At 68.8% G+C, this 13522-nt stretch carries 9 protein-coding genes; 5 read left to right on the forward strand and 4 right to left on the reverse strand.

All coding sequences use genetic code 11. The features are described from left to right. Nucleotides 1-32: 32 nt before the first annotated feature. Both MWN34_RS03950 and MWN34_RS03955 read left to right on the forward strand, forming a co-directional pair. Entirely contained in the window at nt 33-704 is a 672-nt protein-coding gene (locus MWN34_RS03950) for a response regulator transcription factor (RefSeq protein ID WP_247026759.1), read from the forward strand. Then, the gene (locus MWN34_RS03955) at nt 701-1465 is read left to right on the forward strand and encodes a class I SAM-dependent methyltransferase (protein WP_247026761.1); all 765 of its coding nucleotides are present in this window, start codon (nt 701-703) and stop codon (nt 1463-1465) included. The genes MWN34_RS03950 and MWN34_RS03955 overlap by 4 nt, the downstream gene beginning before the upstream one ends. An 18-nt stretch (nt 1466-1483) precedes the next feature. Here MWN34_RS03955 and MWN34_RS03960 read toward each other — a convergent pair whose 3' ends face one another. Together MWN34_RS03960 and MWN34_RS03965 are read right to left on the reverse strand one after the other, a co-directional pair. After that, a complete protein-coding gene (locus MWN34_RS03960) occupies nt 1484-4993 on the reverse strand; it encodes a hybrid sensor histidine kinase/response regulator (protein ID WP_247026774.1) in 3510 nt (1169 codons plus the stop codon). 197 nt (nt 4994-5190) lie between these two features. Continuing rightward, a complete protein-coding gene (locus tag MWN34_RS03965; protein WP_247026776.1) occupies nt 5191-5712 on the reverse strand; it encodes a GNAT family N-acetyltransferase in 522 nt (173 codons plus the stop codon). Between the two features lie 417 nt (nt 5713-6129). Between MWN34_RS03965 and mscL the strand changes: the two genes are divergently transcribed. Both mscL and MWN34_RS03975 read left to right on the forward strand, forming a co-directional pair. Beyond that, on the forward strand, nt 6130-6549 hold the full coding sequence (gene mscL, locus MWN34_RS03970) for a large conductance mechanosensitive channel protein MscL (protein ID WP_247026777.1): 420 nt from the start codon (nt 6130-6132) through the stop codon (nt 6547-6549). A gap of 187 nt (nt 6550-6736) precedes the next feature. Then, complete coding sequence (locus tag MWN34_RS03975) at nt 6737-7957, forward strand: pyridoxal phosphate-dependent aminotransferase (protein ID WP_247026779.1); 1221 nt, start codon at nt 6737-6739, stop codon at nt 7955-7957. A gap of 9 nt (nt 7958-7966) precedes the next feature. Here the strand turns inward: MWN34_RS03975 and MWN34_RS03980 are convergent, their stop codons facing one another. Further along, a complete protein-coding gene (locus tag MWN34_RS03980; protein WP_247026781.1) occupies nt 7967-8746 on the reverse strand; it encodes a hypothetical protein in 780 nt (259 codons plus the stop codon). Next, the gene (locus MWN34_RS03985; protein ID WP_247026783.1) at nt 8743-10740 is read right to left on the reverse strand and encodes an HAD family hydrolase; all 1998 of its coding nucleotides are present in this window, start codon (nt 10738-10740) and stop codon (nt 8743-8745) included. Before MWN34_RS03985 ends, MWN34_RS03980 begins: the two co-directional genes overlap by 4 nt. 455 nt (nt 10741-11195) lie before the next feature. Here MWN34_RS03985 and MWN34_RS03990 point away from each other — a divergent pair, with 455 nt between their 5' ends. Further along, entirely contained in the window at nt 11196-13430 is a 2235-nt protein-coding gene (locus MWN34_RS03990) for a rhamnan synthesis F family protein (RefSeq protein ID WP_247026785.1), read from the forward strand. The last annotated feature ends 92 nt before the right edge of the window (nt 13431-13522 follow it).

Genomic DNA, 13522 nt, shown 5'->3' on the forward strand with positions numbered 1-13522 from the left:
GGGACGCGGCAAGGCAAGAGGGTCGGTAGCCAGTGGACGCGACGACGAGTTTCCGGCTGGTGATCGCGGACGATCATCCCATGTTCCGCGGCGCGCTGCGCGAGGCGGTGGTCCGTTCGTTCCCGGACGCCGCGCTGTTCGAGGCCGGCGCCTTCGACGAACTGCAGGGCCTGCTGGAACGCGAGGACGACATGGATCTCGTCCTGCTGGATCTCACCATGCCCGGCGTGCGCGGCTTTTCCGGCCTCATGTATCTGCGCGCGCAATATCCCGGCGTGCCGGTGATCGTGGTCTCGGCGAATGAAGACCCCGGCGTCATCCGGCACTGCATGGAGTTCGGCGCCTCCGGCTTCATCCCCAAGACCAGCTCGGTGGACACCATGCGCGCCGCCATCGCCGCGGTGCTGGAAGGCCGGCTGTGGACGCCGCCCGACATCGACCTTTCGGCCGGCGCCGACAAGGAAACCCGTGCCCTCGTCTCCCGCCTCGCCACCCTCACGCCGCAGCAGGTGCGGGTGCTGATGATGCTGTCCGAAGGCCTGCTCAACAAGCAGATCGCCTATGAGCTGAGCGTCTCCGAGGCGACGGTGAAGGCCCATGTCTCCGCCATCCTCCAGAAGCTCGGTGTGGAAAGCCGCACCCAGGCGGTGATCGCGGCCTCCAAGATGGAAGCCGGCAACTGGTCGTCCTCGGTCGCGGGGTGAGCACCGGGTCGTCGAACGCGGCTGCGCCCACCACCGACGGATGGGCGGAATCGGCTCACGCCTGGATCGTCGAGCAGGGTGAGGCCGGGGACTACGGACGGCGCTTCGTGCTGGACCGGCCGATGACGGCGCGCATCGCCGGTCGCGATTTCCGCACCGCGCTCGATGTCGGCTGCGGAGAGGGCCGCTTCTGCAGGATCATGCAGGCCCTGGGCCTCGCCACCACCGGCATCGACCCGACAGAGGCCCTGCTTGCCCGTGCCCGCACGCTCGATCCCGCCGGCGACTACCGCAGCGGACGGGCGGAAACACTCATTGAGGCGCTCGAGTCCCTCGGCACAGCCCCGCCGGCCTTCGATCTCGTGGTGAGCTATCTCAGCCTGATCGACATTCCCGACCTGCCGCGCGCGCTGGAACAGATGGTGGCCTGCATGTGCCCCGGAGGTACGCTGCTGATCGCCAATCTCAACGGCTACAGCACCGCCGGCCAGCCGCAGGGCTGGACCCGCGATCCCGATGGCCGGCTGCGTTATGCGATCGACGACTATCTGGAGGAGCGGGCGATCGCCGTGGGCTGGCGCGGCATCAATATCCTCAACTGGCACCGCCCGTTGGAAACCTATATGCGCCTGCTGCTCGGCCTCGGGCTGCACCTGCGCCATTTCGCCGAGCCGGCGCCCGAGGGCGGCGACCCGGAAAAGGCGGCGCGCTATCGCCGGGTTCCCTATTTCCACATCATGGAATGGCAGAAGCCGGGCTGAACGTTCTGCGTTTCCGCCTCACTCCGCCGCGTTGCGCATCACCTGCCATTGCGCCAGCAGCGCGCGCAGCGCGGCGGGGCGAAGCGGCTTGTTCAGCACATCCATCTCGGTCTCGCGCGCGAGCTCGCGCACCTTCTTCGAGCGGTCGGCGGTGATCAGCACCGCGCGCAGATCGCCGAACTTCCAGCGCAACTGCTTGGTGGTCTCGATGCCGTCGAACTCGTCGAGATGGTAGTCGATCAGCAGGATGTCGGGGATCGCCTTCTGGTCGCGCAGCGCGGTCAGCGCGCCGGCCCCGTCGGGCGCCTTCACCACCCGGCAGCCCCAGCCGCCGAGCAATGTCTCCATGCCGTCGAGGATGGCCGGCTCGTTGTCGATGCACAGCACGGTCAGCCCGTCGAGCCCGGCGGCGGGGGCCGGCGGGGGCGGTTCGGGCCGCGCGGATTCGGGGATCGGCGGGGCGCCGGCCAGCTCCACGGAGAACTGCGTGCCGCGCCCGACGGTGGAGGCCAGCTTGATCGGGTGGTCCAGCACGCGGGCCAGCCGTTCCACGATCGACAGGCCGAGCCCGAGCCCGCGGGCCTGCCGCGCGCCCTGGTCGAGCCGCTGGAACTCCTTGAAGATCAGCTTCTGCTTGCCCTGCGGAATGCCCGGCCCGGTATCGTAGACATGCACCCGCACCCTGCCGCGCCGCCGCCGCACGCCGATCAGCACCCGACCGGAGGGGGTGTATTTGATGGCGTTGGAAATGAGGTTCTGCAGCAGCCGGCGCAGCAGCCTCCGGTCGGAGCGCACGGCGAGCGAACTCGGCACGAAGGTCAGCGCCAGTCCGCGTTCCTTGGCGAGCGGGGCGAACTCGACCTCGAGCTGCAGGAAGATGTCCTCGATGCGGAAGGGCGCGAAGTCCGGCTTCATCGCGCCGGCGTCGAGCCGGGAAATGTCGAGCAGCGCGCCGAGGATCTCCTCCACCGCCTCCAGCGAGGCGTCGACATTCTTGGCGAGCCGCGCCTCCTCGCCCTCCGGCGCGCGTTCGACGAGGCTGGTGGCGTAGAGCCGGGCGGCGTTCAGCGGCTGCAGGATGTCGTGGCTGGCGGCGGCGAGGAAGCGGGTCTTGGAGAGGTTCGCTTCCTCCGCCCCGGCCTTGGCGGTGGCGAGTTCGGCGTTCAGGTGCTCCAGCGCCTTGGTGCGCTCCTTCACCCGGCGCTCCAGCGTCTCGTTGGCACGCTCCAGCGCTTCGGCAGCCTCGACGCTCGGGGTGATGTCGGTGAAGGTCACTACCGCCCCGCCATCGGGCATGGCGTTGACGCGCACCTCCATCACCATGCCGCGCGGGGACAGCCGCTCCAGGAAGGTGGCGTTGCGCCGCGCGTAGCGGCCGAGCCGCTCGCGCACGATCTCCTCCACCGGGCCGGGGCCGTAGAGCCCGGCGCTGGCCGAGACGCGCAGCATCTGGTCGATGCCGACGCCGATCCGCACCACTTCGGCCGGCAGGTCCAGCATGTCGCCGAACTGCCGGTTCCAGCACACGAGGCGCAAATCACGGTCGAACACGGCGATGCCCTGCCGCACATGGTCGAGCGCGGTTTGCAGGATCTCGCGATTGTACTGGATGGCGGCGGAGGCGTCGTCGAGCAGCTTCAGCGCCGCCTTGGTGGAGACGGTGCGCTTCTTCAGGAGCAGCGACAGCACGAGCCGCGAGGAGGAGGTGCCGATCGCCGAGGCCAGCAGGTGTTCGGCATAGCGGATGAGCTGGAAGTCGGCCTCGCGCCCCGGCTCCAGCGACACTCCGCGCATCGCCGACACGCTGTCGAACGAGGCGCGGGTGCGCTCCTCGCCGAGATAGCGCGCCACCGTGCCGATCAGCTCCTCCACCGTGACCGGCGAGCGCCACAGCCGGAAGCTCGGCACGGCGGCGGAGCGCTCGGCATCGACGAAGAGGCTGGCCTGAAGCCGCTCGATCGGCTTCGGCCGGGTCATCAGCGAGACCGCGACCAGCAGCAGCAGGTTCACCGACAGGCTCCACAGCACCCCGTGGGTAAGCGGCGCCGCGCTGAGCCCGAACAGGCCCTGCGGGCGCAGGAAGGCGAGGCCGAACGGGCCGTTGCTGACGATCTCATGGGCGAACAGCCCGGTGTCGATCAGGCTCGGCAGCAGCAGGGTGTAGGCCCACAGCGCGGTGCCCGCGGCGATGCCGGCGATGGCGCCCCTGGCGGTGGCGCCGCGCCAGGCGAGGCCGAGCAGGAAGGCCGGCCCGAACTGTGCCACCGCGGCGAAGGAGAGCAGGCCGATCTGCGCGAGCTGGGCCTCGCCGCTGAAGCGGTAATAGGCATAGGCCAGCAGCAGGATGACGAAGATGGCGAGCCGCCGCACCGTGAGCAGCGTACCGCCCATATCGGCGCCCATGTCCGTTCCGCTGCCGGCGCGCCCGCGCACCATCAGGGGCATGACGATGTGGTTCGACACCATGACCGCCAGCGCCACCGTCTCGACGATGACCATGGCGGTCGCCGCCGAGAGCCCGCCGACGAAGGCGAGGAGCGCCAGCGCCTTGGCGCCCGACGCCAGCGGCAGCGCCAGCACATAGAGGTCGCCGTCGATGAAGCCGGGCGGAAAGGTGACCATGCCGGCGATGGCGATCGGCACCACGAACAGGTTGATGAGCACCAGATAGAGCGGGAACAGCCAGGAGGCGGTGCGCACCTCCTGCTCCGAGGTGTTCTCGACCACCGCGACATGGAACTGGCGCGGCAGCATCAGCACCGCAAAGGCGGAGAGCACGGTCATCGTCACCCAGCCCGAGAGCGAGGTGCCGGAGACGACAGCTGGCAGCACGCTCTTGACGCTCGCCTGTTCCACCAGGTCCATCGGACCGTGGAACATGATGAAGGTGACGTAGAGCCCGACCCCGAGGAAGGCGACCAGCTTGACGATCGATTCGGTCGCGATCGCCAGCATCAGCCCTTCCTGATGCTCGGTGGCGTCGATGTGACGGGTGCCGAACAGCACCGCGAACACCGCCATGGCACAGGCGATGATGAGGGCGAGGTCGCCTGCCGCCGGCTGGTTGAGCCCCAGCCCCTCGAAATCTCCCAGCATGGCGAGCAGCGAGCCCGACACGGCCTTCAATTGCAGGGCGATATAGGGCAGCGCCCCGCCCATCGCGACCACCGCCACCAGCGCCGCCACCCCCTGACTCTTGCCGTAGCGGGCGGCGATGAAATCGGCGATGGAGGTGATGTTCTGCGCCTTGGCGAGCCGGATAACGCGGATGAGGAGCGGCGTCGCCAGCGCCAGCACCAGCACCGGGCCGATATAGATGGTGAGGAAGTCGAGCCCCTGCGTGGTCGCGAGCCCCACCGAGCCGAAGAAGGTCCAGGAGGTGCAGTAGACCGCCAGCGATAGCGCATAAATATAGGGCCGCCCGCGGCCGCTGGCCCGCGGCCTCCGGCGGTCGCCGAAGGAGGCCACCGCGAACAATATGCCGACATAGGCGAGCGCGGCGGCGATGATGACCCAGCCCTGAAGCATCAGGTCTCCGGCGGGATAGGAAATGGTGCGGCACTCCGGTCAGGCGCGACACACGATGGTGTAGGACGTTTCCTCCGCGCCGTCACGCCGCTCCGGCAAAGCCTTTCCGAGCGACGTGGATACCGGTTCGCGTGAAGAAGATGCGCCCCGTCAATACGTCAGAACACGTCATCGATTCCGTGAAACGATGAATGGCTCTAGCCGGCACCGAACGCGGCATGGAAGGCGACCGCGCCGGTCGGCGCCGGCCCGCGGAAGATCACGCGCTGAAAATAGCCGGGCGGCACGCCGGGGAAGGTGAGCAGGGGATCGCAGGTGAAACCGAAGCGGCCGTAATAGGCTGGCTCGCCCAGCACGACGCAGCCCTGGGCACCCGCCGCCCGCAGAAGGGCGAGCCCGCGCGCGACGAGGGCCGTGCCGATGCCGGAACGCTGCCGGTCGGGCCGTACCGACAGCGGGCCGAGCCCATACCAGCCGGCCCCGCCGCTTTCCGGCGCGACCGGCGAAAAGGCCACGTGCCCGACGAGCGCGTCGCTCTCCCGCGCCACCAGAGACAGGGTCAGTGCATCCGCAGCGCGCAGCGCGTCGACGATGGCGGCCTCGGTTCCCGAACGGTGTGGGGCGGTGGCGAAGGCGTCACGGGTCAGCCTGTGGATGGCGGGGCCGTCGTCGGGCGCTTCGGGGGCGATGGTGAGCGGCAGGGCGGCGATGGCGGGCATGACTGGCGGCAACCTTCGCAGATCTGAGGGATCGCAGGGGAAAGGACGCCATAGCACGGATGCGCGCAGGATAAGGGCGCGGGCGGAAAAACGATGCGGTTGGGCGTGGACACGTGCGGGGGAAGGTCGCGCATTATGACCCGTCATCCATGCCAGGCGAGGTAATGGGGTGCAGCGGGTGAGCCGGCATGGCCGCCGCGGGGCCGGGCAGGACAACATGCGCCGGCGGATGACGGGCACGGCATGGCAAGGTGGGCAAAGGGGTGTGCGGCGCAGCGCTTCATCCGATCGCGCCCTTGATCCCGGTGCGCTCTCGAAGCACAGTCCCGCGAGGTGCCATGCGACATTGTGTCGGGCACAGGATGCGCGCGGCGCCCGGGCGATTCGGGTGGCCGCTGCGATGGGAGGCGGGACGCGATGCTGAAGGAATTTCGGGAATTCGCCGTTAAGGGGAACGTGGTCGATCTCGCCATCGGCGTGATCATCGGCGCCGCGTTCGGCGCCATCGTCACCTCGATCGTGTCGGACATCTTCATGCCGATCGTCGGCGCGATCTTTGGTGGCCTCGATTTCTCCAACTACTTCCTGGCGCTTTCCAAGAACGTCACCGCCGGCTCGCTGACCGCGGCCCGCGAGCAGGGCGCGGTGCTGGCCTATGGCCATTTCATCACCGTCGTCATCAACTTCCTCATCATCGCCTGGATCCTCTTCATGGTGGTGAAGGGCATCAACCGCCTGCGCCGCGCGCCTGCCGCCGAGCCGGCCGCCCCTCCGCCGCCCACCAAGGAAGAGGTGCTGCTGACGGAAATCCGCGACCTGCTCGCCCGCAGGGTGTGAGCGCGTCGGGGCGGCGCAGGCAGCGCGCCGCCCCGCGGCCCGACGACGTGCGGCACCGATCAGCGCCCGCGATATCGGGCATGAACGCTTTTCATGACCGCCCGGCGCTGCGAAGGGTTATCCTGCCCGCGCCGCCATGGCCCGCTCTTCCGGGGCCGGCGCCCTGAAACGCCTGCGGGAACCCCACATGCCGTCATCCGCCGCCGTGCCGTCCTCGCCCTTCGTGCAGCAGTCCCCGCTGCTCGACCACGTGCGGCCCGCCGCGCTCGCCCTGCCGGAAAGCGGCATCGTCGAGGTGATGAACTACGGGCGCGAACGGCCCGGCATGATCCCGCTCTGGGCAGGTGAGGGCGACCTGCCGACGCCGTCCTTCATCGCCGAGGCGGCGACCCGCTCGCTCGCCGCTGGCGAGACCTTCTACACCTGGCAGCGCGGCATCCCGGAGCTGCGCGCGGCGATCGCCCGCTACATGGCGGGGCTCTACGGCCTGCCGGACGACCCGGAGCGCTATTTCGTCACCGGTTCGGGCATGCAATCCATCCAGATCGCGCTGCAGCTCACGGTTTCCGCCGGCGACGAGGTCATCATCCCCGCCCCCGCCTGGCCAAATGCGGCGGCGGCGGCGGAGGTGGCGGGCGCGCGTCCGGTCTTCGTGCCCTTCGCCTTCGACGAGACGGCCGGCTTCTCGCTCGATCTCGGCCGGCTGGAGGATGCCGTCACCCCGCGCACGCGGGCGATCTTCATCAACACGCCGGCCAACCCGACCGGCTTCGTCGCCGACCGGGCGACGCTGGAAGGCGTGCTCGACATCGCCCGCCGGCACGGCCTGTGGATCATCGCCGACGAGATCTATGGCCGCTTCTTCTACGCGGCGGGCGAGGGCGGGCGGGCGCCATCGTTCCACGACGTGATGGAGCCCGAGGACCGCATCCTGTTCGTGCAGACCTTCTCCAAGAACTGGGCGATGACCGGCTGGCGCATGGGCTGGCTGGAGGCGCATCCCTCGCTCGGCCCGGTGATCGAGAACCTCATCCAGTACGCCACCTCCGGCGTCGCCGCCTTCATGCAGCGCGCCGGCGTTGCCGCCCTGGAGCGCGGCGAGGGCTTCGTCGCCCACCAGATCGAACGGGCCCGACGCGGGCGCGACATCGTGGCCGACGCCGTTCTCGCCACCGGGCGGGTGCGTGCGGTGAAGCCGCCGGGTGCGTTCTACCTGTTCTTCGGTGTGGAGGGCGAGACCGACATGCGCTCGCTCGCTTTGCGCCTGATCGACGAGGCCAATATCGGCCTCGCCCCCGGCACGGCCTTCGGCCTCTACGGCGAACGCTTCATCCGCATGTGCTTCGCCCGCGGCGAGGTGCAGCTCACCGAAGCGACCGAGCGGCTGGTGACGTGGCTGGTGAGGTGAGGGCGAGACTCAGGCGGAGCGCTCGCTCGCAGGATTGGCGATGATGTCGTAGGTGAAATGGGCCTCAAGCTCCGCCGCCCGGCCACCGAGGAAAGAGCAGGCGCCCGGCAGCGCCATGTCCGGGAAGCGCCGGGCCAGATGCCTCAGCCCGCGCCAGTAGCGCTCCGTGACCTTGCCGTGCGAGTAATGCTGGAATGCGAGAGGAAGAACGAAGACCGGCAGGCCGCAGCTTTCCTGCGCGCTCATCGACAGCGCCTCGGCGTAGAGGTCGAAGGTCAGTTCCTCGTCGAAGCGCAGGCCCGGATGGTTCCTCAGCACGCTAGTGTGGAGGAGAATGCTCTGGCAGTCGAGCGTATCGACCCAGACCGGGGCGGAAATCGGCAGTCCGACCTGTATCCCCCCGGTGCCGTCCTTCCGGCTGCAGCAGTGCTCGCCATGGCCGATCGGCAGATGCCCCTGCATCTTCACGCCGAACGTGCCGTAGATCGCCTCCCGCCGGAGTCCCGCGGTCTTGAAGACGGGCCCCTGCACCTCGAAATCCTCATGGACGAAGAACAGCCAAGCATCCTCGTCGAGATGGCGGCGGATGATCTCGTTGTAGAGCGTCGACAGGCCGGCCTTGCGGACGCGGTTGTCGATCAGTTCGACCTGATAGCCGTGCCAGCGTTCGTTTCGCGTGAAGAAACGGGTGGCCATCTCCTCGTTCACGAAGGGCACGAAGACGCGCAGCCCGTCGCCGTCGCGTTCGCCGGCGTCCGCCGTTGCCATGTCGATGGGAACCTTGCTCATTTGGCTTTCCGGCGCTGGTAGCGGCGTAGCGCGAGCCAGTGGCCGATCTTCAGCGGATGAGCGCGCATCTCGTTCCGCCAGTCCAGTTTGTCGAGGTCTGGCCGCACCGCCAGCCGTCGCAGATGGGAGGGCGCGATGGCCTCATAGGCCCGTACCATCACGGTGGCGCGCAAGGTCGTCTGGCTGCTTTCGCCACCCGTCAGGGTGAGTTGGCCGCCTCGCCGCAAGGCGAGCGCCTCGACCGGAACCGAGCGGCTCCAGAAAGAGCCGATCGTGGCCCATTGGCTGTGGCCGACGCCCGGCGCATGGGGAATGTCGGCGAGCGCGGCGAATTCCCGCAGGGTCGGTGCGGCGGCGAGCTGGGAGAGGCTGTCGCGCAGCATGGTGCGCAGTTCATCGGCGCGCGGCAGCATCGCCCGGTCGCGGATGTCGCGCAGGAAGTCCAGCGCCCCGGCCTCGACCGTGGCGACGGCAAGGCCGCGCATGGTGTCGCCAGCGGAATTTTCCTCCTGCGCAGGGGCGATGGTTCCGTCAATCCGGCGCAGCCCGGTGAAAGCGGGGCGGGTATCGGAAAAGACGAGTTCGAGAATCTCCAGCGCGCTGGTCAGGATCTGCTCGACCGACGCGGGCTCGCCGCGGTCGAACAGGTAACCGCTCAGCCCCTTGCGGTGGTAGCCGCCGGACTGGATGCCGACGAAATAGGCCTTGAAATCCGGGGAGACGAGCCGGTCCAGCGCACGGAAGCTGGTGAGCCCCCAGCCGACATCGACGATGGCCGTCTTCGCCGGATCCGGGCCGACCCACCCATCGAGATAGTCGGTCAGCAGCGTGCGCTCGGCGGCGGCGGCTGTCGCGAGGGGCTCATGGAAATGCGCCTTGAAAGCGGTCATCGACATGGGGCTGTCGAGGAGCGGATGACCGGCAATGGCGGCAGCGTCGAGCCCCAGCCAAGTCCAGAAGGCACGCGGGGTCGCCTCGCCGGGCAGGCCATCGAAGATGACGCGGTCAACCAGCGCCGGGTCGTCCTTGAGCAGAGGGAAGACCACGAGCCGGCGGGAAAACGGCATGACCGCATAGGGCGGCACGTCGAGCTCGAGAATATCGAGCGCCTTCGCGACGATATAGCCGTCGCGCGCCAGCAGGGTCAGTCGCTCGACACCATCGCGTGCCGCCATCTCGGCAATGTAGCGACAGAAACCGAGCAGCAGCGGCCCGGCCGCCGCATAGCCGAACAGATAGAGGTCCGGCACGCCCGGCGCGAGATGAGGCATGCGGGCGGCGATCTGACCATCCACCAGCGAATCGGCGAGCGACCCCTCGCGCCTGTTGAGATCGCAGAACGGGGCGCCCGCCTCGCGGACGCATTCCGTGCGCGAGCGCACATGCACCGCGGTGACGCCGCATTCGAGCGCGTGGCGCACGTCGGAGACCGGGTTATCGCCGAAATGCAGGATGTCGCCGGGGGCGACATTCTCCTCGCGGGCGACGAAGGGATAGATGCGGCGATTGAATTTTCCGAGCGCCGGGTCGCGATGGTCGGCGGAGGCATAGATGCGGTCCACCGCGATTCCGTTGGCGGCGAGCAGCGCGCCGATCTCGACCCCGGTCAGATACATGTCGCTGATCGCGATGATCCGCTTGCCGCGGGCGCGCGCATGCTCCACCAGCGCGACGACCGCCGGGTCGCGGTAGAGAAAGAGGCGCTCGGCGGCGAGCTCGTCCTGCGGGCCGACCGGTAGGCCGGGCAGCAGCTCGCGCAGCACGTCGTAGATCTCGACGAGCAGCACCTCCGGCGAATCGGCGGTGCCGAAGCGCCGGCGCGCCAGCCATTCCGCCTTCTCCCGTGACGCGGCGAAATCGGCGATGCCATGCGCCTGCTCGATATGGCGGAACACGTCGACCGGCCGCGACAGGCGGCGGGCCAAAAGGGTGTCGAACACATCGAAGGAAATGACCGCGTGCCGATCGATCAGCGCCTCGACGGACGCGGTCATGCGACCCGTCCGGTGGGCCAGATCGTTCGACGCTCGATCGTTCAGCGCAGGCGTCATCGAATGTTCAACCTTCTGGAACCGTCACGGCTATAGGCTCTTCGCCATGGCAAGGGCTAGCGTCGGCGGGGCTTACTACCGGTTTCGGAGCGGAATATGTCGAGCCAGCGCGCCATCGTCCATCCTGCCGCCGCCAACCGATGCAGCCACCTTCCGCAGCGGGGCCGGCGCCCGGTCGAGGTTGCGTTGTGGACGTGCGGCGAGGAGTTGCTAATTATTCCGGAATTCCCTTCATATCCCGACAAACGCATAGCTATATGAGCCGGATATGGCGAAGTGCTCCCACATCCGGGAGATGCGTGCCGGAGCGTTGGATGTCGGCGTATCGGATGATGGAAGGACAGCATCCCGAACAAGCCGGGCCGCGCGCCGCCGCGCGGGCGCGGCGCTAGCTGCTCATGGGCAAGGTCTTCACGCTTCCCCCCAGGCGCCGCGCCGGCCGCGGGCTGGTGGCCCGGCTGGCCGCCATCGCGCTCTATCCGCGTTCCTCCGCTTTGCGCCGCTCCTTCCGCAACAGCGCCTTCGCCGCACAGATCGACGCCGGGTGCGGCAAGGCGCTGTCGGATTTCCTTTTCCTGCACGCCGGCGCAGCCCTGATCGAGCGCATGGCCGGGCAGGACTGGCTGGGCGTATCCGCCCGGCACCGACTGGCGGGACTGGCGGAGCAGCGGCACGCGCGTTTCGTCGCACGTTATGGCGAACGACCCTTCGTCGCCCGACGCCGGCTCTACAGCGAGCAGGTGCGCCACCTGCCGATCGGCCCGGCCGCGGCGGCGGCGCCCGAGGGCGCGGGGCGGCTCTGCGTCGTGCTGCATGCCTATTACCTTGATACCGCCGAGGCGATTCTCGGTAAGCTGCGCCATCTCGGCCGGCCCTTCGACCTTCTCGTCGCGACCCCGGCCCAACAGGTGGATGCGGTGGCGGAACTGTGCCGCCGCCTGCTGCCCGGCGTGCCGGTGCAGATCGTGCCCGCGCGCAACCGTGGCCGCAATTTCGGGCCTATGCTGGTGGAGATGGCGCAGGAGATCCTCGGCCACGACCTGTTGCTGCATCTCCACACCAAGCAGTCGCTGCGCACCGGGCGGGTGCAGGCGGCGTGGTGCAACCACATCCTCGACCATCTGGTCGGCTCGCCGGAGGTGGTTGCCACGATCCTCGGGGCCTTCGCACGCGAGCCGCGGCTGGGGCTGGTCGGCCCCTTCAGCTTTTCCGACATTCCCTATTGGTGCCATCACTGGATGTCGAACGCCGAGGCCGCGGAGCGGCTGTTCGCGCGTCTCGGCGTCGCCGATTATCCGCGCGACGGGCTGCTGGACTTTCCCGCCGGCGGCATGTTCTGGGCTCGGGTGGAGGCGCTGCGCCCGCTTCTCGCGGCCGGCTGGGACTACGAGGATTTCGAGCCCGAGCCGCTGCCTGCCGACGGCACGCTGGCCCACGCGATCGAGCGTGGGGTGACGGTGGTCGCCAATGCGGGCGGCTATCTTTATGGCGAGACCGATCTCGAGACCCGCACCCTGCGGATCGGGGATTCGGAAAAGAACGTCACGGCCCATTTCGCCGCGACCGGGGACCAGATCCGCACGCTGTTCGAGCGTGCCGACAGCGTGTCTCTCGCCTTTGCCGGCGCGCTGTTCACGCCTCTGGCCGTGCATCCTCAGGATGTGCGCGCCGCATCGGCGTGGCTGGGAACGCGCGCGGCTGCCGGATCGCACGGCGAGGCGCTGGAACATGATCTCGCGGCAGGAGTGCTCAAGCCGCGAGAGGCGGTGCTGGCGCTGGTGCGTGGCCTTGCCGCGCAGGGCAAGCACCTGCTCATCGTGAATGACAGCGGTCGCGACGATGCCTTCGTCCGCGCGATGCTGGAGCGCCAAGGGTTGGACGGCGTGTTTGCGCAAACGCTGCTGCCCACACCCGATGGCCTCGTCCGGCCGGACGGCACGCTCTGGCAGCCGGTTGGAGAGGGGGTGAAGGGGCGCTACCGCCATGTTCATGTCGGCGCTGATCCGCGCACCGATCTGCAGTATGCTGCGAACCTCGGCTTCCAGCCCATGCCGGCGGTCGATGTGGCGACGCTGGCCGATCTGCGCGGCGCATTGCTGCCGGCGGCCTGGCGCAGCCGCTCCCACGACTGGGTGGACGGCGTATTGCTGGGGCCGTTGGTTGCCCGTATCGGCAATGATCCGTTCGGGCCGTCGCCGGCGTCGGCCTTCCGGTTCACGAATGCGCGGGAATTCGGCTATTGCACGCTCGGGCCGGCGCTGGCCGTTCTGGTGACGGCGCCGGGCACCTTCGCCGATCTTCCCGGCATGCGGCGTCTGCGTCACCGCGTCGAGGAGAGCGATCCCGCCGTCCCGCCCGTCGAGGGCGAGGCGGTGGCGGAGATCGGGGGCTCGCTCGACCGGCTGCTGCGCCTCGTGCTCGACCCGAAGGATGAAGACGGCGTGCTCGCCGCGCTGCGCGAAGGCGCGCAAGACTATGTGCTGGACCTCGTTGCTGCCTATGGCGCGCCGATCCTCGCCGCTCCGTTCGACCGCAACCTCGCCTTCGCTACCGGCCGTCATTGGCTCACCGGCCGATGGGAGATACCGGGCGAGATAAGGGATCTGCTGGAGCCGGAGCGCATGCCTCCATAGGCGAGGGGCCATGCGGCACGCCATGCCCAGTCGACCGGAATGAGGTCGGCCGCCTTGACCTCACTCCTGCTTCGGGCCATGGACCGCGCATC

The sequence above is a fragment of the Ancylobacter crimeensis genome, assembly GCF_023016805.1.
GTDB lineage: Bacteria > Pseudomonadota > Alphaproteobacteria > Rhizobiales > Xanthobacteraceae > Ancylobacter > Ancylobacter crimeensis.